The organism is Peribacillus sp. FSL K6-1552 (assembly GCF_038005205.1).
Lineage (GTDB): Bacteria > Bacillota > Bacilli > Bacillales > DSM-1321 > Peribacillus > Peribacillus butanolivorans.
In genome coordinates, this window is the sequence record NZ_JBBOST010000001.1 from 4,937,623 (window position 1) to 4,961,385 (window position 23,763).

Genomic DNA, 23,763 nt, shown 5'->3' on the forward strand with positions numbered 1-23,763 from the left:
AGGTATCAAAGAATTCTGCCGGAAAGCCACTCTTTTTTCCAGAACGTTAAATGATTATTGATGGACATCTATCTGATACAAATTTATACCCATATTGGATTTTATCATTTCCCGTCAGAAGACTCCCTCTTCAAGCGTGAGAAGGGCGAGAGCCCAACGGTAAGAGGGAGATGAATGGCGGTTGGCATAAGCCAAAGTACCCTTTGACAAACGTACGTTCTCTGGGTAATAATAACTATAAGGGGGAGGTGAAACCAATGGTCGTAAACAAAGCTTATAAATTTCGAATCTATCCAACTAAAGAACAACTAGTTCTAATCAATAAAACGATCGGCTGCTCCCGTTTTGTCTATAACTTCTTTTTAGGCAAACAAAAGGAGAAAGATGCCTACTGGTATATCTGTGAAGAAATGAAACAGAACAGCCAATTCCCCTCTAATGAATGGAAAGGTTCTTTTCTGAATAAATACGCAACAATCAAAGAACTTCCAGCTTTAAAGAAAGAGTATTCTTTCCTGAAAGAAGCAGACAGTATTGCCTTACAGAAATCGGTGGAAAATTTAGCAGATTCTTATAGTCGATATTATAAAAAGCAAAACAAATCACCACGCTTCAAATCGAAAAAGAATCCTATCCAGTCCTACACGACTAAACATACGAATGGAAATATCGGAATGATTGGAAACAAAATCAAATTGCCAAAACTCGGTCTAGTTCGTTTTGCTAAAAGCCGCGAAGTCGAAGGGCGAATCATCAATGCCACAATCAGGCGGAACCCTTCGGGTAAATATTTCATTTCCGTTTTAGCGGAAACCAATGTAAAAGTACTTCCTAAAACGAATCGTTCGTGCGGTGTAGATGTTGGTTTGAAGAATTTTGCTATTCTTTCAGATGGTACGGTCTATCAAAACCCAAAATTCTTCCGGACGGTCGAAAAGAAATTGGCCAAAGCACAACGGATTCTTTCAAGGCGACAAGAAATAGCCTTGAATCAAAATAAACCATTGGCTGAAGCCAAAAACTATCAAAAACAAAAACGAAAAGTGGCTATCCTACACGAAAAAATTTCAAATGCCCGAATGGATTACTTACATAAAGTTTCTACCGAAATCATCAAAAACCACGATGTTATTGGAATGGAAGACTTGCAAGTGTCGAATATGATGAAAAATCACAAACTAGCTAAAGCTATTAGTGAAGTATCTTGGTACCAATTCAAAAAAATGTTGGAATACAAAGCAAAATGGTATGGTAAACAAATCGTGACCGTATCTAAAACGTTTGCTTCTAGCCAATTGTGTTCTAGCTGCGGTTACCAAAATAAAGACGTTAAACATCTGAATCTTCGTGAATGGGATTGTCCTTTTTGTTCTACTCACCACGATCGAGATATTAACGCAGGACTCAATCTAATGAATGAAGCCATAAGGCTTCTAACCGTAGGAACTACGGGAATAGCCTAATTAAAAATTGGCCGATAGGCTAATGTTCTTAGGAATCCCCCACTTCAATCAGACTGTAAGGTCGATAAGTGGTGGGTAGTTCAATTACCATTCCATTTTTCTTTGTATTCTTCATAAGCTGCTGTCCAGTGATACGGTTGTACTTCTGATAATGTTTTAAAAGTTAGGTCTCGTCCGGGTAAAGTAACAGCTACTTTAACTGTTGGACCCCAATAAAATAGTCTTTCTTGGCAAATTCCACAGGGAGAAAGCACTTTAAACTCTGACTTCTCATCATCACGAACTACACATATCGAATGCGTAATTTTTTTATTCAATTTATGCGCCTCTAAAATAGCTCCTGTTTCTATACACAGATTTGTCGAATCGTTTATTATATCAGGAGCGACACTTGTAAGTATTGAACCATCTTCTAAAGCCATTGCTGCTGCTCCGCCCCAACCTTCGGGGTATCTTTTTTCTATTAAGTTAGTAACTGCATCAAATAATTTTTGCTCGGTATTCAAGTCATTACCTCCTTTGTCATTAGTTAAATTCTAACAACCAATCTATTCGAGGTATAGTTTTTTTTAAGCGAAACTGCCCCTTTAGTTGCATTTGAAAAGAGGCTGCCTCAGCAACCTCCTTTACCAAAATAAAGCAACCGTTTGTTCATTTTGATCAGTTTAAGTTCGTTAAAATCTTACTTCCCTTCCAATATGGTATCAGATATCCGGTAAATAAAACTTTTAATAAACTGAACATCATGTTAATTACAGGGTTTTTTTAGTTTATCGTGAAAGGGTACCCTGTAATCGATTCACTTCGGCAATTACTTTTTCTTCATCAATCGTTAAGCTGCAGCCGTCTTTTACAACCATCTTGCCATCAATGTATACATCACATACATCATTTCCGCGTGCCGCATAAAGCAAATGCGAATATGCTTCACTAAGCGGTTGTAGATGCTCTTTATTATAAGGATAAATAGAAATGAAATCTGCTTTTTTATCTACTTCCAAAGAACCCGTATGGCCCATGCCAATCGCTTCGGCTCCCATTCTTGTTGCCATGGCCAGTGCCGTTTGAGCAGGGAATTTGGTGGCATCTTTATAAATGCCTTTTTGAAGCAATGCAGCCGTTCTCATTTCCTCGAACATATCGAAGTTGTTATTGGAAGCTACGCCATCTGTTGCAACCCCCACTTTAATTCCGGCATCCAAAAGACTGACAATATCTGCAATCCCAGATCCCAGCTTCAAATTACTAATTGGATTATGGGCAACCCTTACATCATGCTGTTTTAATATCGCTCGCTCTTCATCGTTGAGAACCACTCCATGGGCCATCACGGTTGGTTGATCGAAGAGACCTAAACGGCGAAGGTGCTCGACAGGACGAAATCCGTATCGCTTTTCAATGTCCAGAATCTCAAAATCCGTTTCCGAAACGTGAATGTGCACCATCAAATCATTCTCTTTAGCAATCCGTGCACTCTCAACAATCGCCTCAGGCGTACAAGCATACGGGCTATGTGGCGCGACCATGGTAGTCAGGCGGCCATCGGCAAACGTTTTATAGTTTTTAGAAAACTGCTCAGCCCCCACGAGATTCGCTTTTTGTTCTTTTTCCGTACCTAAGCTGAAAATCGTGTAGGAAAAGGCTCCGCGCATTCCTGTTTCGCCTATCGTCTCCATAACAGCACCCGCATCTATTCCATTAGGATTAAACATATCCGAAAATGTAGTTGTTCCTGATTTTAACATTTCTAAAATGCCAAGCTGAGTACTTACAGAGGCGATTTCTGTTGTAAACTGGCTCTCAATCGGCCATATTTTCGTTTCCAACCAGGGCTTCAGCAACATGTCGTCTCCGATCCCTCGTAAAAGGGTCATCACAATATGCGAATGAGCATTCACAAGGCCTGGCATAATCCATTTTCCGCCAAGGTTGACCACTTGATCTGCATCTGCCAATTGCTCTTCAGAATGCGGTCCGATGTAGGATATGAGTTGATCTTGCACAATCATCATGCCGTTTTCAAAGATTTGATTTTCCTTGTCCATGGTAAAAAAGGTACCGTTAATAAAAATCGTCTTCATTTGTATTTCCTCCAAAATTATTACGTATCATTAGAAAAACTTGTTTCTATTCCGCTTTATTTAAAAGCTTCTTTGATAATCCTCTGTATGCCTTCCAAGCTATGATTTGCCAAGTCTATTGCAGATAACATTAGCAAATGTTATTTTCTACCACACTTATTATTCTCTCCATATAGTTAGTAAACGACAGATATCTGTCTATATATCCTCACCCATAAAATATTAATTACTACTTCTTCTACATTTAAATATTTTTTAGGCTGTGAACTTTCCACAATGATATCTGCAATATCATCTGGATCCATCAGATTCTTCGTCTGTTTTAGAGTAAAAATTCAGTTCCAAAATTCGCTAAGATGTACTTTTACGAACCGTTTAGCAACTCGCATAAGACCGCCATATCCAAATGGAACTTCAAAAAAACACTTCAAACAACAAAAAAAGCTATCGCAATGACAGCTCCGATTTTAAAGTAAAGCACCCGTTAGTTCAAGAACAATATGATTTTTTCATAAATCTCCCTCAAATAAAAGGTTCTTCAAGTTGCCGTAGGCTGCGATAACTTTATGCGACCTCTATTAAATTGATCTTAACAAAGAGTAAACATTCGTACCTTCTTTATTGAAGAATTGCTCCCTTTTGTTGAATTAAAGCTTCATTTTTAGACCCTCATGAGTCGCTTTAAAGCCTAAACGTTCATAAAAATGCATCGCTTCTTCTCGCTTTTTATCAGTCGTTAGCTGAATAATATGACAGCCACGCTCTTTTGCACGCTCGATTGCCCATAGAATTAATTTGGTTCCTATCCCTTTTCCCCGTTCTGTAGATGCAGTTCGAACCCCTTCAATAGTAGCTCTCCAACCACCTTGATGTGTAATATATGGAGTAAAAGTAATCTGTTGAACACCAACAATTTCTTCACCCAGGCACGCAACAATCAATTCATTATTCAGGTCTGAATCAATTGATTCAAATGCTTTTAGATAGCTTTCAGGAAGAGGATTTTCGTAACGTTCTCTCGTCCTCCCCAATTCATCGTCCTCAAGCATTTGTACAATTTCATTTAGGTCTTTTGCTGTGGCCTTTCTAAATTTAACCATACTACCCCTCCAAGTTTTAAGATAAGTTACTTTAGTAACAATCATCATACTTAACGATTAGATAATGATTAAATTTTAATAAATTATTTACATTGATGACTTTTCCTTAATCAACTATCCAGCAACCATTTATCATATATCCCACGCTACCATAAAAACGTTGATACTTAACGTTTCCTCTTAAATGTTCATAGTTGGTACATTATTTATACCAACTATTTCATACCTGCCAATACTAGAAAAAGGCTGCCGCAGCAACCTTCATTATTGAAGTAAAGCACCTGTTACCGAAATAAGGGAGCAATCGTTATCATTAACATTGAAAAACAAATTAAGAAAATACTTATTTTATTTGAGAGTTTTTCTTTTCCTTTACCTTTATAAAACCCTGAAAATTGAAGACGATTTCTATAGAATACAAAAAGTATAATTAAGATTGCTACACCAACAAACCATCCACCAGTAGTATTATCTACGTTTATTTCCATACCCGCATAGATTAAGTTAACTAAAGCTCCCATTAAACTGCCAAGAATAAAAATGATAGTTACGATGCGAAGTAATTATAAGATTACCCTAAACATAATTCATCCCCTTATTCAAAATTTATACCTGCTTTTGCAACTCACTATAATAACTGTGTGGTGACTATCTTCAATTGCACTCTAATCATACAGTGTCTGCCCTACTCTTTTACATAACCTTGTTTTCGGATTCAGTAAGGGTTTTAGGAGCCTTAAGTACATAAAACAATCCGCTGAAAATTAATAAAATTCCAAGGCATTGAAGCAAATCTGGATGAAATCCAGTAATCAAGATATCTAAAAGTATAGCAACAAACGGGTCTACAAAAATCATAAAAGAGACTATGTTTGTAGGCAAGTGACGAATACTATTAAAAAACAAAAGGTACACAACTCCTGTATGAACGATACCAGTGAAAATGGCATAAAACCACTCCGCTGAATGTAGGACTGTGTAGGTTGAAAAATCAATAAACGGAACTAGTAATAGAATACCTATAAACATTTGAAGAGAAGTGGTGGCATACACACTTGTCTTTGTAATGCTCTTTCCTAAAATCATTGTAGCTGCATAGAAAAGGGCCGCAAGCACTCCATATATAATTCCTTCCCATTCAGGGGATGATGAACGGAACCCATCTGTTCCCATAATAAATAATGTTCCTATGAAACATAGAAAGATTGCTACGATAGAGAACAATGTCAATTTCTCTCTAAAGATGAAGCTCCCTATAATAAGAACAATCATAGGAGCTAAATGATAAAGTGAAATAGCAATCGTCACGGATATCAATTCAAACGATTTAAAGAGGAATATCCAGTTTAATAAGTTGGCTCCCCCACAGAGAATGATCAACGGTGTCTCTTTGATATTCCATATCTCTTTCTTATAATTCCCTGTCATTACCCAAGCAGTACATAAGAATACTGCAGCACATATGCAACGAACAAAAACCAGTTCCATTGCCGGAAGGCCTGTGAGTTCTGAGAAAAAACCGACAGTTCCAAATATGGTCATAGCCAAAGAGAGTTGGAATAGTGCATTTCTATTCATTTTTAATTTTCCTTTCTTCATTTCAATAGTAAGCTGGTCATGCTATCTTTCTCAGGCATGCCACCGCGCGTGACAATATTGGCCCACATTTGTTCTAGAATTACTAATCTATCCAGGTTATTGCGCGGCAAGACTGTCACAATCTCATCTTCCATACCTTTCATTAATTATTTAGCCTAGGCGGGTTCTATCAATAATTTCCTACAAAGTGCCGAGGCTTTTTATTCTAAATCCAGTCATTCGGTTATGTATATTATATCTGGGGCTTAATTCTAAAATAGAATTAAGGGTTGGCCCATTTTTATTGTATTTAACAATTCTCATTATATACTCTTGAATTAGGTTAACGGATGTAGTTTCTCCTTTATCAACTAAAGCTGCCAACTGAACAATGGTTAACTTTCACAGCTTGGATTTGGTCAGTACCCAAACTGTTCCCTTCCTTGCAGTACACATTGCAATACATTATGTGTTATACCTCCTTCCTATTTATATCTACTTACTTCAGTTCGACAAAAGCAATAAAGAACCTCCCTTTATATTCCATATTACCTACAAAAAAAAGTCACCACTACATGGCGACCTTTAACTGTTACGATTTAACTCACAACCATATAATCCCTTAAGGCCTGCTGTAGCGTTCCCTTTATTTGGCACATTTCCCCTGTGATTTTTGTTACTAATACATTCTCTATTGGCGAAGTTTTTTCCTTCTTAATTAGAAAGTTCCCCTAAAAGCTAAAAAAAGGTTCCGAATCTAATCGGAACCTCTCATTTACAAGTCATAATAATTTTTCTTAGCTTGGTAGTGTCAGCTTATTTCCAATAAGCTAGTGTACGGGTTTTCATAGATTCACGGAATTGTTTTGTTGATTCTGGCAGTACTTTATTAGTTGCATAATCTATGATGACTCCATGTTGACGAATGACATCCAGGTTATCTAGCTCACCATTCGCGAATTTCTCTTCAACAACTTGAACGTTCTCTTCAAGCCATTGTTTACGATTGTTTCTTATATATGATCTAGCTTGATCTGTTGCTTCATAATCTATTTCAAACAAATCCAGATCTTTATCGATTTCATTAATAACCACACCGTAATCTTTTTTGGCTCTCTCGATTGAAACATACTCATCAATAACATCTTCCATAACATCTTCTGGACTTCTTTCAAGCGGATCCCCTAAACCACCGCCCCCTGCTGATGGGCGTACAAAGGAATCCCCTTGTTGCACCTTTACATTTGAAAAAATCGCCCCTAAATATTGTTCGTTCTCCTTGCCCGGATTAAGCCATGCTCCATGTGGAGAAGAAGGCAGCCCTCCAAAAATACCCCATGTTATCGAACGAGAACGGTCACAGCAATAGGACATTACCGTGTTTTTGACATTTGTGAGTGTTCCGCCTTTTTCTACACCGCACCCGCCGCGGTATTTCCCAGGACCAGCTGAATCTGTAATAATTTCATGTTTCATCGTAACAACAGGTGACAATCTTTCTTGACCTTCACAAGGCTGAACGCTGAGTCCCAAACCGAATGTTGGTGAAGTGGCGTTCACACCGTCTCGATCGTAACGGCCTCCATGCCCGCCAGCCATCCAGTCATACCACATAAAGTATTTATCTTGTTCCTGACGTTGATCCCACCCGCCGATCAGTAAATACTCGAGGTTAAACGAGCAAGCAATGGCTCTCTCTGGCATAATGTTAGACCAAAGTTCAAAACAAGCACTCATGATTTTTTCATATGCCCCTGAACAAAATCCTGTTACAGCCACCGGTGCAGGAGCATTGACGACTGAGTTTTCAGGCAGTTCAACCTTCACCACTCTATAAAAGCCAGAATTCAAAGGAATCTCAGGGAAAAATGTCTTGGTACCTGAATACGTAGCCGATAACGAAGCCCCGAAACCTGCATTTAAAAAGCAGCCAATATAAGAGTGGGAACCAGAAAGGTCATAAAGAATTTCATCATCTGTGATGGTCATCTTCACCTTAATCGGGATTAACCCATCTCCTACCTCAGGATCCATATCAATATAATCAACAGTCTCCCATGTACCGTTTGGCAAAGCCGCAACCTTGGCTCTTGCTAAACGTTCTACATAATTCTGCACTTCGGCAAAAGCGGACAAAGTTGTATCGATTCCATACTTTTCGATGATGGCAAACAGCTGGCGCTCGCCTACTTTCGCGGCTTCCACTTGAGCTCGCAGGTCCCCTACCCTTTCTTCTGGTACACGCATGTTCGAAACGAGAACATTAACCACATCTTTTAAAAACGTTCCTTTACTATAAATTCTAAGAGGTGGAATTCTTACACCCTCACCGAAATGTTCTTTTGCATTAATATCAAAGGATCCGGGTGTAGATCCTCCCATGTCTGCCCAGTGACCATTTGTTTGCATGAACGCAATAAGCTTTTCACCATGAAAGACAGGCAAAAGCACCCGAGTGTCATTGAAATGAGTACCACCACGATACGGGTCATTGACTAAGAAAACGTCTCCAGGGTGGATATCACCTTCGAAGTCTTCCAGTACCGCTTTTGCCGTAAGATGCAGTGTTCCAACATGGACGGAAATATCCTGTGTTCCTTGCATAACTGTATTTCCTTCTGCATCACAAAGCGCACAGCTGAAGTCTCGGTTATAAATAACAAAGGAGTAGCATGTCCGAAGAATCTGCTCAGCCATCTGATCTACAAGGTTAACGAAGCCATTTTTTATCACTTCAAATGTCACGGGATCTAAACCGGTTCCAACTCCAGATTGGTCAATTAACTGTTTATTCGACAATAGAATCCACCTCTTTTTATTTATTTAGTGAAAGAATTAAGTTCCTATATTTATCAACTTTAGCCGTGAAGTTTGGAGGAATAACAGTTGTTGTATCGAGCTGATCTACTATTGCTGGCCCTTGAATTTCAGAGAAAGCCGGAATTAGTTCTCGGTTATACACGTTTGTATTTACATAACCTTCCTCTTCGAAATATACCTCACGCGTTTCTTTCAAAGCATCCTCAAGCGTGCCACCAGGTTCATAGGTAGGAAATTCAGGTTTTGGCACAGTTCCAATAGCCGTAACTAACAGCCCGTAAATTTCGACGGATTGTTCTTTATCAGAGAAAGAAAATTCCCGTTCATGTTCTTGATGGAAACGGTTCAGAGTCTCTTCTAATGAAGAGATTGGACAGTCAACTTCTATTGCCAATGAACGCCATTGCCCCATATACCTCATGTCAATATATCGCATCAAGGTAGAAGCTTCTCTAGAAACTCCTTCTTCTTGCAATAATTCTTCGGCCTCTTTTTCCATTCCAACAAACTCTTTCTCTAAATCCTCTAACGACACATCCTTAACATTTTTGACATATGTTTTGGAGATATCATGACGAACATCAACAAGCAGGCATCCCATTGCCGCGGCAACACCTGGGTGTGGAGGAATGATAACAGTTGGGATTTCCATTTCCTTTGCTAGGTATGCTCCATGTAAAGGACCAGCCCCACCAAAAGCTACAAGTGCAAAATCACGTGGATCATATCCGCGTCTTACTGAAATTAACCGTAGCGCATCACACATATTGGCATTGGCCACCCGTGTAATGGCATTCGCCGCCTCTTCAATTGTATAATTGAACTTCTTAGCGATTTTATCCACAACTTCCATCGCTTTTTCTTTATCCAATTCCATTTGTCCGTCTAATAGTTTTGTGCCAAGGCGTCCTAATACTATATTTGCATCTGAATTAGTCGGTTCTACTCCACCTCTGCTATAGCAAGCAGGTCCAGGAACAGCCCCTGCACTTTGAGGTCCGTTTCTTAAAGAACCACCTTCATCTACCCAGGCTAAGCTTCCGCCGCCTGCACCTATCGTCAGAATTTCGATGCTTGGAAATCCAATTGGATATCCATACTCTATGTACCAATCTTTTGTAATCCGTAAATCACCTTCATGCATCAAGGAAATATCGGTACTCGTTCCTCCCATATCCAGCCCAATCGCATTATTAAACCCGCAAAGTTGAGCAATATGTTTACTAGCGATGGCACCAGCAGCAATACCGGAGCTAGCCAATCTTGCAGCATAACGTGGAACAGTTTGTGACGTCATTACTCCGCCACCAGAATGAAGAACTAAAATATCATCTTTATATCCTCTTTTATTCATTTCTCCTTCTAGCGTTTTGATATAGTTACTTACAGTCGGTCCTAAAACCGCGTTGACAATCGTCGTACTCATGCGCTCATGTTCAAAAATTTCAGGGAGGACTTCACTCGAAATGCATATGTAGACATCCGGCAGTTCCTCTTGAATGATTTGTTTCACTTTAGCTTCGTTGCTTCCATTCACATACGAGTTAATGAAGCAAACTGCGATGGACTCAGTACCGCGTTTCTTTAATTTCCTAGCCAGTAACCGTACTTCCTCTTCATTGATTTCTGTCAGAACGTTCCCTGAATAGTCGGTGCGTTCTTCCACTTCAAAACGGTCTCTTCTTTGAATATACGGTTTGGCTACATCATCATATGTATCCCATAACTCGAGTTTGGTTCCACGGCGAATTTCTGAAACATCTCGGAACCCTTTAGAGGTGATCAATGCTGTCTTTGGCAATTTTCTTTCAATCAAGGCATTGGTACCCACTGTCGTACCATGGGAAAACACTTTAATATTTTCACAATCTATTTCCGCTTTTGCGATTCCATCTAATATACCAATCTCAGGATTTAATGGAGTAGACGATGTTTTGGTTATTGAAATTTCCTTCGTGCTTTCATCAAAAACAAAAACATCCGTAAATGTTCCACCTACATCTATTGCGAGTCTAGTTTGCTTCGTACCTATCATATAATTCCCACCCCTGCTTCAAGATTTAAAATACTTTATACCATTTTGAACATTGCTTTCTGCTTATCTCCTCCGGTGGATCTTTACATGTTTTAATGGAACTGTTAAAAAAATAGATATCGAATGGAGGTCAATCAGCAGTTGATTTTTATCGACTTAGGAAGAAACAGTAAAAAAGTGAATGATAAAATAAAAAAAACCAGTTATATCAATAAGAAATAATTGATATAACTGGTTTTGATCTAAGGTTAGCTTCGTTGCTAAACGAAGTCTATTAGATTTGACAGTTATTTTTCATATTCACCTTTTCATCTAAGTCAATTTTGAGACATTGAATACAATGTAGATCAGAAAACTTCGGCAATCTACCTGTATACACTATTACTATATACATTATATCACTTCAATTCCTAATAAAGTCAAGATTATTTTTAGAATATTGAAATAACTATTCACTTTGGATTTCGGAGGATTCCATACATAGAAGAACAAAATTAAGTAAGCATAACTATATAGCTATGCTTACTTACAATCATTATTTATTAGGTGTTTCTTTTTCATCATCATCATCCATATTAGTGAGATATGCTTCTTGAATTCCATTCATCCCGTTCATAAGTTGTTCTGTTGTATATTCAAGACTTCCGACTTTACTACTTTGCTTATTTTTATTATTCTGTTCGACCTTTTTAGAATCTGAATTATCCAAGTTTTTCACCTCCAATGTTTAGGATGTCTAAACATGGAAGAAATATGTATGATGGCTGGCCCTCAATGAAGGGGCTAGCCTTCACTCTACTCTACATTACTATGCTTGGAATAAGTTAATTCATGGCTTATAGACTGGCTTAATGAATAATTTAGGCATACTGCATCACACAAAACATGTACGCACTGATCAAACAATGAACTTAAAGGCTGGACACTTTTCGTTTCATGGTTTAAACGATTTTTCGTTGCAGCCGGAATCACCAGAACCTCATTAGAAACATTCGCTAAATCCGATTGATTATTCGTAGTAATGGAAAACACCTTGCATCCGATGTCTCTGCCTTTTGCAGCAACGGAAATCACACTATTCGTAGAACCACTCCCGCTAATCGCTATGATTAGATCTCCTTTCGCAAGAGAAGGTGTAATCGTTTCCCCGACTACAAAAACGTTTAAGCCCAGATGCATCAATCGCATCGCAAAGGCTTTAGCCATAAAGCCCGATCGTCCTTCACCTACAATAAAAACTCTAGTAGCAGGCTGTAGCTGCTGTAGGAGCAATTCCGTTGCTCCTACATCCATTTTGTTAAAAACACCTTTCACTTCTTCTAAAATAATCGAGATTTCCTTTTTCAAACTTCATTCACACCTTTCACCATATTTATCGTTTCCTTAAACAGACGGGCAGCTTCTGCTGGATCTTTTGCTTTTGTAATCGCCGAGCCAATAATAATAACATCTGGACCCTGCCTGATCATTTCTGGCAAGGATGCAAGTGTAATCCCCCCTGCTACTGCTCTTATTAATCCAGCCTGCTTTCTCATTTTGGCCACGGCATGATCAGCGATCTCCTGGCTATCCTTACTTACATGCTCACAAAACACTGCCTGATTGTATATCTGTAATTGTTCAAACCGGGAATCAGGTACATTCAATAAATCAATCATGATCTGCCCTTTGTATTCACTCGCTTTTTCCAGGCATTTTTGTATGGTTACATCGGGTGCAGCTCCCATCACCGTAGCAACATCTGCACCCTCCTGAAAACATAAATCCATTTCGTAAGCCGCATTGTCCATCGTCTTCATGTCTGCAACGATTTTTTTATCCGGAAATTGATTTTTCATTTTTTTAATACTAGTCGTTCCAAACTCTTTAATAAGAGAAGTTCCTACTTCTATCCAATCAATAGAGGATTCCACGGTTCGAGCCATTTCAATGGCTTCCTTCATGTTCATGCGGTCCAGTGCTAGCTGAATGATCATGACGAAACTACCTCCCTTTGCTCGACTGATGCAACCACTGGCTTTTTAACCGTCAATGTGAGCAGAGCTGAAATCAATAAGGAACCGGCCATAAAAATATAGGATGCTCCTGGCCCTCCAGTTAAGCCGTTCAAATATCCAACAAAATAGGCACCTACAAATGAACCAAGCGCCCCCATACTATTAATTAGGGCCATTGCTCCTCCAGCCACATTCCGCGGAAGAATTTCAGGAATGATGGCAAAGAAAGGGCCATAAGGGGCATACATAGCACCGCCAGCAATGACCAACAGAGCATATGAAAGCCAGAAATTCGATGTACCGATCATGAAGGATCCGAAAAATGCGACCGCCCCTACAAGAAGCGATGTCCAAACAAACGTTTTTCGATTTAATGTTTTATCTGAAAAATAGGATAATGTCAGCATCGAAATAACAGCTAACAAGTAAGGCCCGGATGATAACCAGCCCGTTGCTACAATATCCATATGGGAGGCCTTTTTAATAATAGATGGCAGCCACATAACAAACCCATATACTCCAATGCTCCACGTAAAGTATTGGATGCTGAGTACGATGACCTGCTTTGATTTAAAAGCTTCACGATAATCTTTTACAGGCTTTAATGCAGCCTGTTCTTCTTGAAGGACAGACTCCATATTTTTCTTTTCTTGATCCGTAAGCCATTTAGCATCTTTTGGACGGTCATTAACAAGCTTATACCAGATAAACGCCCACAGGACGGCCGGAAGTCCTTCAATTATGAACAGCCATCTCCAGTCAAATGCCTTCAATAAATAACCGGAAAGTATCGACATCCATAATACAGTAACTGGATTTCCTAAAATCAAAAAGGTATTGGCACGAGAACGTTCTTCTTTTAAAAACCAGTGGCTTAAGAAAACGAGCATCGCAGGCATAACAGCGCTTTCAACTACTCCCAGCATGAAGCGAATGGGATATAACCACTCCACACTTGTCGCCATTCCCGTTAATGTGGCTAGTCCTCCCCAGAGAATCAAACTCCAGAAAATAAGTTTCTTTGCACTTTTCTTTTCCGCGTAATGTGCGCCAGGAACTTGGAAAAAGAAATAACCAAGGAAAAATAAGGCGGCCAGAAAGGAAGATACTCCTGCTGTAATATTGAGGTCTTCCCCCATCCCTCCTGCTACACCAAATCCATAGTTGGCACGGTCGAGATAGGCGAGACTGTATGTGATGAACACCAAAGGGATTAATCTCATCCACCTTTTCCTCGAAGCTACCTGTAATTGAGCAGATTTCATGATTGAAGCACTCCTTTTTTCATAAAGTGTTCTAGCTCTACCATATTAGGAAACCCCTCATGATCTCCAGAAGACATCACGGCTTTTGCTCCTATCGCATTTCCTCGTACAACAGCTTCTTCATATGACAACCCTTCCAATAATGCGCTGATTACCCCGACAGCAAACCCGTCTCCCGCCCCAACTGTATCAACCACTTTCGTGACAGTAAAACCGGGCACCTGTTTCCTTTCATTTTCTGTAGCAAGATAGGCTCCTTCTTCCCCCAGTTTAATCACCACAAGCTTAACCCCTCGTTCTAGATAATAACTGGCGATATCCTCTTTGTTGCTATATCCTGTAAGAATTTCCCCCTCCTGAATTCCGGGAAGCAGCCAATCCGCCTTTTCTGCAAACTGATTGACGACGTTAATCATCTCCCTCTCATTCGACCAGAGGGTAGGACGAAGATTTGGATCGAATGATATGGTTACATCCTTTTGTTTCAGATGATTCAACACTTGCCACGACAAATCTCTGAAACTACCTGAAATGGCAGGCGGTATCCCTGTTAAATGCAGGTGCTGAGTTAAAGGGAGCTGTTCTAATGGAAAATCCTCTAGGGAAATCTTACTGGCGCTTGAATTCTTCCTAAAGTATTCAACGACCGGATCTCCTTTTTCGACTTTCGATTTCAGCTGGAACCCTGTTGGATTTAGCTCATCCACTAAAATATTCGAGACATCTACTCCTTCAGTTGTGAGCGTTTTCATAATCATTCGCCCGAATGAATCATTTCCGACCTTGCTCATCCATGCAGTCCTGATTCCTAACCTTGACAGGCCAATGGCTACATTGGTTTCCGCCCCCGCCACAGAACGTTTATAACTTAAGCAGTCTTCAAGGCTCCCCGGCTCGTCCGCTATGAACATCGCCATTGCCTCTCCCATCGTTAATACTTTAAGCTCGCTCATGGTTAACCCCCTGTTCCATTTTCATAAGTGAAATATAGGTTGCTACATTTTCCAAGGTTACTGGGAATTCAATCGCTCTCGGATAGGTACCACTAAACCATTCTAATAACTCATTCACATCAGACTGCAGTGGCAATGAAATCGGCTCAGTTATCCATTCCTCTTTCTCCCTCTTCACCTGTTTCAAATGAACATAGACAACATATCTCCCTAACTCTTGTGCAGCCTTCATTGGAACCTCATCTGTGTACAGCCAGTTGCCCATATCAAAAGTCAATCGAATCGGAATGTCCAACTTCTCAGAACGATTCAGAAAATGAGCGATTCGATTTAAATTTCCACCTTCAAGCGTTTGGTCGTTTTCGATGGTAATCTTTAATCCACTGTGGCTTTTCATCTCTTCTACCAAAACCTTATTTACTTGAGTCATATCAGTTTCCGTGAAGTGATAGTGTCCTAGAGGCAGCTTTAGCAATTCAGCTCCCAGTTCATCCGCTTCCCTAGTCAGTTGCTTAAAACGTTGCTCATCCATTTGATAGTGAGGGCCGATCAGACATTCAGGAGCAGAATAATAAATGTCTAAGTTAAGCTCTCTGCATAAGGCACCTAATTCTTTCAATGAATCATCTTGGCCCAATAGCTCTCTTCTGATTTCGATTCCATCTGCTCCAGCGGCTGAGATTGATTTTATGATTTCAAGATGCCCGATTGTTTGAAGTATTTCTAATGGTATTGAATTCATGCATACAAAGACTTTCATATTATTCCTCCTAATGAATGCGTTTTCATCAAAATGGTATCGGTACCATTTTGTGATGAAATAAGACTTCCTTTCTTAGAAGACTTATTTCTGGATATAAGGCGTTGTTTGTCTTATGTTCAGTTTCGCTTGATACGCCATTGTTTGGGCTGGAGACTCGTGCCCGTCAATACGACGCAATATCATTTCCATAGCAGCCACCCCGATTTGATACGTAGGCTGTTCAATTGTTGTAATTCCTGAATAAACAATCGTACTCCACTCTGGATTATCAAAGCCAATCATTGCTAAATCTTTTGGAACCGACAGTTTCTTTTCTTGTAAAAGCAAAATTAATTTTAATAGCACCACACTATTTGCGGTTAATATAACTCGTGCCTTGCCTTCTGAGTCATCTAAAAAGTGCTGAAGCTTGGAATCTACATCATTTAAATCGTCGACATTTACCTCATAAACATCTTTTGAACTCGGATGACCGTGGCTCAATAACGTTTGCTGAAAGGATAGCCGCCGTTCATACCGGGTACTTACTTTGCTTGCTGGTTCGCTGAAAAACGCTATTCGTTCATAGTTTTGGTTGACCAAATAATTGACCGCTTGCGAAGTGGCCTGAAAATTATCCAATCCTACAGTATCAATTTCAAGATCAGGTACTTTCCGATCCAGCAAGATAATCGGCGTCTTCTGGTCTTGCATCTGTTTTAACATGTCGTGATTTCCGCCGGTTGTATGAATAATAAGCCCATCAATACGATGGGATAGAAGCATTTCAAAATATCCTCTTTCCTTAACCGGATTATTATCCGAGTTGCAAATCATCAGATTATAACCGTTCTGGCTGCATATATCTTCAGCCCCACGAAGGATAGCTGTCGTGTATGGATTGTTAATATCTGCAACGATAATTCCAATCAAATAACTCTTATTGCTTTTAAGCCCCCTGGCCATGGTACTGGGGCGGTACTCCATTTTGTTGATTGCCAGCTCGATTTTCTTGCGGGTTTTGTCAGAGAGCTCATCATACCTCCCCCCTAAATAGCGGGAAACTGAGGTTTTTGAAACACCCGCTTCTCTAGCGACGTCGTAAATTGTAACTTTTGAATTTTCTCGTTTAACCATTTCATTCATCCATTCGCTAATTTTGGTACCGGTTCCATTTTTATAAATATTAACACATTACCAATGAATGTCAATCTATTTTCAATCATAATGCTCTTTCGAATTTTAAAAAAGAACATTACATTAAATCACTTGTATTCTTTAGTTTTCCTTTTAAAAAAGTTTATTTTCAGGTAGTTGCATAAACAAAAAAAGCGGCCAGAGGGCAGCCGGAACTTCTATGAAAGCAAGTTTTCAACCTTAAAAAGCCGATTAGTGTACGTTAAAGTATCGACTTCCTTAATTTGTATAGTTAAACTAACTCCACCATTAGCTTAAAAATAAGTTATCCGCAGATTAATAGTTAAATATGTTAAGAAGCATTCATGTGGCGGACTTTCCCAAAAAATTGTAAATATTAAAATCTGTCATAGGAGCATCGGTTAAACCAACATTTCGTCCAATAGTTATAATTTGCCCTCGATGATAGGTACTGTGATTCATTACATGGAGAATATATTCAAATCTTGGACGGGTTTCATTAAACCATGGAGTTTCCACATGGCAATCTTTTGTTATTGAACTTTCGGTAAGTGAATTCACATATAGGGCCAGTTCTTTGGAATTGTCCACAATCATTTTAAACACTTCTTCGACAGTCTTATTTGATCGATCACTGAAAACCCCTATATCCGGTGTTGACTCCTGCTTTAACACTTCCAACCAAAATTTCTCACCAACAGAAACATGCTTGAGTGTCCATTTGATACTCGGAAAACTCGAAGGTATTTTCTGTTCTATTATTTCAGATGGCTTTGTTTTCAGCCAATCTATCAATTGGACATTTGCCCAGAGGTTGTAGTTCGCATAGTCTTTCATGAGCGATGTTAAATTCATTTCTTTGTTTCTGGTTGTTTTTCTTTCATGTTTACCTCTCCTTTGTTTTAAGATTTTTTTCTACCCTTCTTTCTTACGTTGTTACCTTCAATCATATTCTTCCATATCCCCCTTTGACACCAATTATTGTAAGTTAAAAGAGTGTAAACTAAACGGCCACGTTAGCACAATAAGAAAAGAGTTGCCGCAGCAACCCCCACTTTAAACTTAAGCCCCCGTTCATTAAATAAGAGGTCATATTCAAGTCTATCGTTTAATAGTCATCTATCTCATCACTTTGAAGAACTGGACAATTGAAAAAAAACCTTAATAGGGTCCTAGTGAACCCCCTGGTATTTTAGGAACCATCCATATCTAATCTTAGTTCTATGTTTTCTTAACTTGGAAGCATTTCAATTACAACATGTATATTTTAGAAATTTGGAACAAATATTATTACAGTTGCAAATCCAAAGGAGGTGGCTAAAATAAACGCACAACGAGCAGAAGAAATTGCTTCTTCGCCAATTATGGCTAATGTGACCTATAATGGGGAAAGTATCTACATTGAGCACGTGGATGAACAGAATGGAATAGCTACAATCCATTCCCTTGATGAACCAAATAATAAACAAAGTGTTTCTGTAACCATCTTAGAAGAACAGTAATTTGTCGTGTATTTCCTCGATACAATAAGAAACCTTCACCTTCGGGTGGTGGTTTCATTTTAGATTAAGTTCAGTTGCCATCTTCTTCTTTAACAATCTATCTCCTTAATTAGAGCCTTTTCAATAAACTGCCAAATATGTAGTCATCCTCTTGAACTCCGATACCAAGATAAGGCTTTTCGTTCAATTTCCAATAATAACTTTTCTTTTCCTTTGATGTACGAATCCATATCGTAAGGAAATATATATGACAATTCCTCTTTAAGATCACCATATTTTTCTGCAGCAGAAGGATTTTCTCGTAAGTAATTTCGAAAAGCAAGATGACGTTCAATTCCGGGATTGCCTAATTGATAAATATGAACGTGATGAGTTCGGTTATCTCCTCCTTTTTGAAAGAACCTACGTCCAGATAATCCGTTTTCTCCTTTCGGCTCATAACCAATCCCTAACATATTCTTGTTAAACTCATCTATTAGATGGATTTTTCTTACCACAGGCATTATGTCAATAACAGGCTTTGCCTTTAGTCCGTAAACAGAAGTACTTCCTATATGATAAATTTCAATTATTTCAGGCCCGAAAATCTTATGTATTACATTAGCCTCTTCCTTATACATAGAAGTCCATTGGTTATTATATTCAGTTACTTCAACTTTTCTTATTTTTAATCCCTCCTCATACATTTCCCATTTTTTATTTTACAATATATTAGCTCTGTTGATCTTATCTATCTTCATACAGATACCGTCTATATTGAAGACCAACAAAGATCTAAAGGGTTTTGGGCAGAAAAAGTGGATTTTGAAGTTGTCGCAGACCATCCAATGGGTCCAAAAGAGAAAGCTTATGTAGTTCCAATTTTTCATTAAGCTTAGCTTCGAGCATTAACATAAAAAAACCTCCTATCATTTTCTTAATAGGAGGTTTTATAAGGTAAGTCTATAATACTCATTAATGTAGACTTTTTTGCTATAAGAGTATACCTTCAGAATCCTTCGTTCTTCTTAACGAATAGTGTTCTTGAAATAGAATTTTTAAATCATGTACTATCTGCACTCTTTCAGACGGTCAAAATTTGTTATGCCCCTATAATTTTCGAAAACTAATAGAAAACTAGTGTAGGTATATTCATATAGCCTCATAATTTTCTGGTTCTTTCCCCCGACTTAATGATAATATTCATATTCCATGAATCGCCACTTTCAATATGACTTTCCATCTGTGATACATCAATATCCGTATCGATTTTCACCCTTTTACGCTCTTTTCCACTTAACCTTACCTCATATGGAGAATCGGTATTCATAAGTGAAATCATTTTTACATCATCTTCGTACTCGTCAAAAAATTCAATAGTGAATTGTGCATCATCCTTGCTGTAGTTTTCAAAAGGAAGTTCACATTCCCCATGCAATGTTGTCTTATTGGTCATTTCAAAACTACAACTACTTATATCACGTTCATAGGAAATGGCGTAAATGCCAGTTGCAAAATATTTTTGAAACGAACTGGCTAAGAAAGGAGGAGTAAACATTGCAACCATAATAGCCAGCACTACAAATCTACCATGATATTTTTCCAATGATTTCACAAGAAAAAATAGGCTCATAATTAAAAAAATTAATGATGTAATTCCTATATACTGTAATCCATTTACTGATTCAACAGGTATATTTAAAACCCAAGCAACTGTTTCACCATAAGGACTTTCATGTGGGAAAGGGAAATTTAATGCCATAGACACAAATAAAAAAATGAGAGCAAAATATATAAATTTTTTATCTTTTATCAATATGAACCACACCTATTCATTTACTATTATTCAGCACACTTCTTACAACAGGTTTTATTATCTTATTTATCTTGTCACAAAACAGGATAAATTCCCCATCTACCCTGACCTTAGTTCAATAAAAACCCCTGTATAGAAACAAAGAAAGCATATAAAGAAACAATAATGCTCATATACCCCCAAAATCTTTTTCTATCTTTTTGAAGTTCGGCTAATCCTGTCACCAACATTAACGCTCCTAAGAAAAAAATCATATATGAAGATAGCTCGAAATTTTCAGTGATTAAACCATATCCTGATAAATAAAGAACTATTATCGAAAAAACGATTCTTAATATTTTTAACAAGGTACCCACCTGCCTTCCACATTAACCCATTATATTAGAATAAAAAAGCTATCTTATATAAAAAAAAAGGCCTAAGCTATTTCAATAACTAATTAGAAAATTTTACCGAACTAATCCCCATTATAATTCCCCCACCAATCCCAATCACTATGCCAAAAAGTGTCCATTGGGATATATAAATTCCTAATAGAAACAACGATAACCCTACTAGTCCCATTAACAAACCAATTTTTTTATACATAGGAGCCCCTTTCATAATCTTCCAATAGATATTTACGGATATAATTGGATAAAGTTCCAATTATATTATTTTTTTATTAACCTTTTAGCTTAATAAAGGACTGTTATTCAACTAATGCTGCCCAGTTAGTTGAATAGAAAAAGGCTTTACTCCTCATTGAAATAAAGCACCCATTATAAAATAAGACTGCTAATAAATATTAAGGTGTAAATACATTCCAGTTATGTTACGATAAATTAAATGGGTAATTTTAACATTTTCCCATAACCATAAAATAAAAACATTAAAGGAAGTGAAATATTATGAGAAAAAGAAAGGGAATTATTTTTATGACTATGCTTTCAGCAGTCCTTTTTTGTGTTTTATTGATTACAATCTCACTATCCCCGCTTGCAGATATAGGAGCGAATGCTAATCAATTCGGGTCTTCAGGAATGTGGATATCAATAGGAATGGTACTTGTTTTTTATCTATTGCCCTTAATAATATATTGGATAGGTATAGATATAATGAGATTCGTTTTAGCCTTGTTTTGTGGCGGCGGTCTACTGATAAATTCCTCAATAATTGTAGCCGTTCTAGTAATAGCAAAATTTAAAGACATTAGCGCTATATATATTGCTAGTATCACAGGTCTTTGTATTGTTGCAATAATTGTAAATATTTTATGGTTCTTCATAGCTTTTCGCTCACCTTCTACTAAGGATAATCCAAATCAAACCGTATTACCTTAAAAATTGACAAAGGTCTACAATAAATGCTCTTCGTAATGGAGAGCTTTTTATATGCTTATATTTCTTCTTAAATTATCCTGCTCAGTTAACTGCATAAGAAAATGCGATCCTTATTAATGAAGAATCGCACCTGTTAGTTTAATAATTATTTAGAGATTTTCTGTGTGGAATGGGAAATCGATTATTCAAGATGTCTTCAGCGGGTATTAATTTAATTTTTTTCCCTTGTTACTATAAATATTGATCTCATATTGATCGTTTTTAATTATCTTCTTTACTTTCTCTGAGTTAAGATAATCTTGAACTGTTTCTTCAATGGCTTCAACAATCTTTTCTGATTCTGAATCAGAAGATGACAAAGTTGTCTCTATAGAAATCGGTAAATAATCAAATTTATTTGTATATCCTACCATCTTCACTTTATATTCAGCTTTTGCGGTTAATCCATCAGAGATAGCATCTACGATAGGCATCCATCTTCCTTCTCGTTCTCTTTTCTGAGGATTAAACGTATATACCTTTATTGAAAATTCTCCTAATTTATTTTGTTTTAAACTTTCACTAACTTGTTTTTTAATTTCTTCAATTCTCGTTTCTGTTTTAGGTAATTCGAATTCAATTAACTCATCGCTAATTCCATTTCTTTGTCCTAGAGAGTTGTAACCATATTTTTGTAATACTTCCTCAACTATTTTATAAATTTTATGATATTTCTCTGATTCCTTCTTTTCTTCTGCAGTCTGCTCCTCCATAACTGGTGCTTTTGAAACTTTTACATCATAGGCATTATAATTTCTTGACTTCAATATATCTTTTATAAGATCTTCAACTTCTGATTTAACTTGATTATAATATTTATCTGTCCCAACTATCATTACACTAACTTCTCTTGGTTGAACCACAACACCTAATCCGTCCCATTTATATCCCTTACTATTAAGAGCCTCACTAATTTCATCAATTACTGGTTTTTGCTCAGATTCGAATAACAAATTTAGATATGGAATTTTAGATGCTATTTCTGCCATAGCAGGAGATACAAAAGCCGAACCAACGAAAAGACCAAAAGCTGCTGTAAGAGATAAGGAAAAAATAACCACCTTTTTCCTAAAAGTTGTTGCCTTCTTCTTTAAATCATTCTGAAACGCCTTCCACTCTGTATCAATTTGTTCTTCTACTTCCTTATTTATTTGCCCTTCCACATAACGCTCCGGTAGTTCTTCGATAAATTTATCAAGAGTTGTTGGAACCTGTAACTGGTCCAATGAATGGATACTTTCTTCTTTTTTAGATCCCATTAGTCTTAACCTCCTGAGAGAAATTCTTTCGTTTCCCCATTATTTCGGCCAGCTTTTGTTTTCCTCTTTTCATTCTGGTTTTTACAGTATTCATATTTTCATTGAGAATGAGAGAAATTTCCTTCACAGTCAAATCTTCATAATAATGAAGTAAAAGTGGGACACTCTGTTCTCTTTTTAATTTCATGATATGACTAATCATTTCATTTTTATTTTCTTTTTGGATAGCGATTTGTTGAGCTGACTCGGTTTTCTCTATCAATTGTTCTTCACTATGATTATCTATATCAATATGTAAATGACGATTGTTTTTTCTATATATGTCTATTGAACGTGAATAAACAATACGGAAAAACCATGCCTTAAAATTGGTCATATTCTTATTTTTCATTATGCTAATATAAGCCCCTTCTAGAGCGTTTTGAAGTGCATCTTCCGCGTGTTCTTTTGATCGAAGTATAAGATAAGCTGTTTTATAAGCAGACGGCATCAAGTCCTTTACCAATAGACTAAACGCCTCTTTATCGCCCCTCCTAATTTTATTGACTAATTCTTGATCATTCTTCAAATGTGGGACCTCCCTTTTTTCGCTGTACATATGTATAACGCTAGGAACGATTATTCGGTTTCACTTTTTCAAATAAAGATGGGTTT

22 protein-coding genes are annotated in these 23,763 nt (G+C 37.7%); 3 read left to right on the forward strand and 19 right to left on the reverse strand.

What is annotated here, in order from left to right; translation table 11 throughout:
- Nucleotides 1-257 precede the first annotated feature (257 nt).
- On the forward strand, nucleotides 258-1,463 hold the full coding sequence (gene tnpB, locus NST21_RS23650) for an IS200/IS605 family element RNA-guided endonuclease TnpB (protein ID WP_340891625.1): 1,206 nt from the start codon (nucleotides 258-260) through the stop codon (nucleotides 1,461-1,463).
- An 80-nt stretch (nucleotides 1,464-1,543) separates the two neighbouring features.
- Here the strand turns inward: tnpB and NST21_RS23655 are convergent, their stop codons facing one another.
- The 14 genes from NST21_RS23655 to NST21_RS23720 form a co-directional block, all read right to left on the reverse strand.
- On the reverse strand, nucleotides 1,544-1,969 hold the full coding sequence (locus tag NST21_RS23655) for a cytidine deaminase (RefSeq protein ID WP_340891627.1): 426 nt from the start codon (nucleotides 1,967-1,969) through the stop codon (nucleotides 1,544-1,546).
- 264 nt (nucleotides 1,970-2,233) lie between these two features.
- Nucleotides 2,234-3,562, reverse strand: coding sequence for an amidohydrolase family protein (locus NST21_RS23660; RefSeq protein ID WP_200949373.1), 1,329 nt, complete (start codon nucleotides 3,560-3,562; stop codon nucleotides 2,234-2,236).
- 629 nt (nucleotides 3,563-4,191) lie between these two features.
- The gene (locus NST21_RS23665; RefSeq protein WP_340891629.1) at nucleotides 4,192-4,644 is read right to left on the reverse strand and encodes a GNAT family N-acetyltransferase; all 453 of its coding nucleotides are present in this window, start codon (nucleotides 4,642-4,644) and stop codon (nucleotides 4,192-4,194) included.
- A gap of 693 nt (nucleotides 4,645-5,337) precedes the next feature.
- Nucleotides 5,338-6,222: a DMT family transporter gene (locus NST21_RS23670; RefSeq protein ID WP_340891631.1), complete on the reverse strand. Its 885-nt coding sequence runs from the start codon at nucleotides 6,220-6,222 to the stop codon at nucleotides 5,338-5,340.
- 816 nt (nucleotides 6,223-7,038) lie between these two features.
- Nucleotides 7,039-9,021 carry a hydantoinase B/oxoprolinase family protein gene (locus NST21_RS23675; protein ID WP_340891633.1) on the reverse strand — a complete coding sequence of 661 codons (1,983 nt, stop codon included), beginning with the start codon at nucleotides 9,019-9,021 and terminating at the stop codon, nucleotides 7,039-7,041.
- Between the two features lie 16 nt (nucleotides 9,022-9,037).
- A complete protein-coding gene (locus NST21_RS23680) occupies nucleotides 9,038-11,077 on the reverse strand; it encodes a hydantoinase/oxoprolinase family protein (RefSeq protein WP_340891634.1) in 2,040 nt (679 codons plus the stop codon).
- A gap of 535 nt (nucleotides 11,078-11,612) precedes the next feature.
- Complete coding sequence (locus tag NST21_RS23685; RefSeq protein WP_157444338.1) at nucleotides 11,613-11,786, reverse strand: hypothetical protein; 174 nt, start codon at nucleotides 11,784-11,786, stop codon at nucleotides 11,613-11,615.
- 86 nt (nucleotides 11,787-11,872) lie between these two features.
- Nucleotides 11,873-12,424, reverse strand: a complete 552-nt coding sequence (gene hxlB, locus NST21_RS23690) for a 6-phospho-3-hexuloisomerase (RefSeq protein WP_340891635.1) — start codon at nucleotides 12,422-12,424, stop codon at nucleotides 11,873-11,875.
- Entirely contained in the window at nucleotides 12,421-13,053 is a 633-nt protein-coding gene (gene hxlA / locus NST21_RS23695; RefSeq protein ID WP_340891636.1) for a 3-hexulose-6-phosphate synthase, read from the reverse strand. Before hxlA ends, hxlB begins: the two co-directional genes overlap by 4 nt.
- Nucleotides 13,050-14,339 carry an MFS transporter gene (locus NST21_RS23700; protein WP_053347753.1) on the reverse strand — a complete coding sequence of 430 codons (1,290 nt, stop codon included), beginning with the start codon at nucleotides 14,337-14,339 and terminating at the stop codon, nucleotides 13,050-13,052. The genes hxlA and NST21_RS23700 overlap by 4 nt, the downstream gene beginning before the upstream one ends.
- Entirely contained in the window at nucleotides 14,336-15,292 is a 957-nt protein-coding gene (locus tag NST21_RS23705) for a sugar kinase (protein WP_098176060.1), read from the reverse strand. Before NST21_RS23705 ends, NST21_RS23700 begins: the two co-directional genes overlap by 4 nt.
- A complete protein-coding gene (locus tag NST21_RS23710) occupies nucleotides 15,279-16,052 on the reverse strand; it encodes a sugar phosphate isomerase/epimerase family protein (RefSeq protein ID WP_340891638.1) in 774 nt (257 codons plus the stop codon). The genes NST21_RS23705 and NST21_RS23710 overlap by 14 nt, the downstream gene beginning before the upstream one ends.
- 84 nt (nucleotides 16,053-16,136) lie before the next feature.
- Nucleotides 16,137-17,171, reverse strand: a complete 1,035-nt coding sequence (locus NST21_RS23715) for a LacI family DNA-binding transcriptional regulator (protein WP_056520161.1) — start codon at nucleotides 17,169-17,171, stop codon at nucleotides 16,137-16,139.
- Nucleotides 17,172-17,534: 363 nt separating this feature from the next.
- A complete protein-coding gene (locus NST21_RS23720; RefSeq protein ID WP_340891639.1) occupies nucleotides 17,535-18,047 on the reverse strand; it encodes a DinB family protein in 513 nt (170 codons plus the stop codon).
- 467 nt (nucleotides 18,048-18,514) lie between these two features.
- On the opposite strand from NST21_RS23720, the gene NST21_RS23725 reads away from it, so the two are divergent.
- A complete protein-coding gene (locus NST21_RS23725; RefSeq protein ID WP_053347758.1) occupies nucleotides 18,515-18,694 on the forward strand; it encodes a small acid-soluble spore protein H in 180 nt (59 codons plus the stop codon).
- Between the two features lie 143 nt (nucleotides 18,695-18,837).
- On the opposite strand, the gene NST21_RS23730 is transcribed toward NST21_RS23725, so the two are convergent.
- From NST21_RS23730 to NST21_RS23745, 3 genes are all read right to left on the reverse strand, one after another.
- Nucleotides 18,838-19,380: a GrpB family protein gene (locus tag NST21_RS23730; protein ID WP_340891641.1), complete on the reverse strand. Its 543-nt coding sequence runs from the start codon at nucleotides 19,378-19,380 to the stop codon at nucleotides 18,838-18,840.
- Nucleotides 19,381-19,835: 455 nt separating this feature from the next.
- Nucleotides 19,836-20,489 carry a hypothetical protein gene (locus NST21_RS23740; protein WP_340891642.1) on the reverse strand — a complete coding sequence of 218 codons (654 nt, stop codon included), beginning with the start codon at nucleotides 20,487-20,489 and terminating at the stop codon, nucleotides 19,836-19,838.
- 110 nt (nucleotides 20,490-20,599) lie between these two features.
- A complete protein-coding gene (locus NST21_RS23745) occupies nucleotides 20,600-20,845 on the reverse strand; it encodes a DUF3953 domain-containing protein (protein ID WP_340891643.1) in 246 nt (81 codons plus the stop codon).
- A gap of 534 nt (nucleotides 20,846-21,379) precedes the next feature.
- Here NST21_RS23745 and NST21_RS23750 point away from each other — a divergent pair.
- Entirely contained in the window at nucleotides 21,380-21,811 is a 432-nt protein-coding gene (locus tag NST21_RS23750) for a DUF5391 family protein (RefSeq protein ID WP_340891644.1), read from the forward strand.
- Nucleotides 21,812-22,017: 206 nt separating this feature from the next.
- Here the strand turns inward: NST21_RS23750 and NST21_RS23755 are convergent, their stop codons facing one another.
- Both NST21_RS23755 and NST21_RS23760 read right to left on the reverse strand, forming a co-directional pair.
- Nucleotides 22,018-23,109 (reverse strand): DUF4030 domain-containing protein, encoded by a 1,092-nt coding sequence (locus NST21_RS23755; protein ID WP_340891646.1) that lies wholly within the window; start codon nucleotides 23,107-23,109, stop codon nucleotides 22,018-22,020.
- Nucleotides 23,099-23,677 carry an RNA polymerase sigma factor gene (locus NST21_RS23760; RefSeq protein ID WP_340891649.1) on the reverse strand — a complete coding sequence of 193 codons (579 nt, stop codon included), beginning with the start codon at nucleotides 23,675-23,677 and terminating at the stop codon, nucleotides 23,099-23,101. The genes NST21_RS23755 and NST21_RS23760 overlap by 11 nt, the downstream gene beginning before the upstream one ends.
- Nucleotides 23,678-23,763: the final 86 nt, after the last annotated feature.

What these genes read in the sequence shown, in the direction of transcription:
- tnpB (WP_340891625.1), top strand. Translation starts at nt 258, where the DNA reads ATGGTCGTAAACAAAGCTTATAAATTTCGAATCTATCCAACTAAAGAA.
- NST21_RS23665 (WP_340891629.1), bottom strand. Translation starts at nt 4,644, where the DNA reads ATGGTTAAATTTAGAAAGGCCACAGCAAAAGACCTAAATGAAATTGTA.
- NST21_RS23670 (WP_340891631.1), bottom strand. Translation starts at nt 6,222, where the DNA reads ATGAATAGAAATGCACTATTCCAACTCTCTTTGGCTATGACCATATTT.
- NST21_RS23680 (WP_340891634.1), bottom strand. Translation starts at nt 11,077, where the DNA reads ATGATAGGTACGAAGCAAACTAGACTCGCAATAGATGTAGGTGGAACA.
- hxlA (WP_340891636.1), bottom strand. Translation starts at nt 13,053, where the DNA reads ATGATCATTCAGCTAGCACTGGACCGCATGAACATGAAGGAAGCCATT.
- NST21_RS23700 (WP_053347753.1), bottom strand. Translation starts at nt 14,339, where the DNA reads ATGAAATCTGCTCAATTACAGGTAGCTTCGAGGAAAAGGTGGATGAGA.
- NST21_RS23705 (WP_098176060.1), bottom strand. Translation starts at nt 15,292, where the DNA reads ATGAGCGAGCTTAAAGTATTAACGATGGGAGAGGCAATGGCGATGTTC.
- NST21_RS23710 (WP_340891638.1), bottom strand. Translation starts at nt 16,052, where the DNA reads ATGAAAGTCTTTGTATGCATGAATTCAATACCATTAGAAATACTTCAA.
- NST21_RS23715 (WP_056520161.1), bottom strand. Translation starts at nt 17,171, where the DNA reads ATGGTTAAACGAGAAAATTCAAAAGTTACAATTTACGACGTCGCTAGA.
- NST21_RS23720 (WP_340891639.1), bottom strand. Translation starts at nt 18,047, where the DNA reads ATGAATTTAACATCGCTCATGAAAGACTATGCGAACTACAACCTCTGG.
- NST21_RS23730 (WP_340891641.1), bottom strand. Translation starts at nt 19,380, where the DNA reads ATGTATGAGGAGGGATTAAAAATAAGAAAAGTTGAAGTAACTGAATAT.
- NST21_RS23750 (WP_340891644.1), top strand. Translation starts at nt 21,380, where the DNA reads ATGAGAAAAAGAAAGGGAATTATTTTTATGACTATGCTTTCAGCAGTC.
- NST21_RS23755 (WP_340891646.1), bottom strand. Translation starts at nt 23,109, where the DNA reads ATGGGATCTAAAAAAGAAGAAAGTATCCATTCATTGGACCAGTTACAG.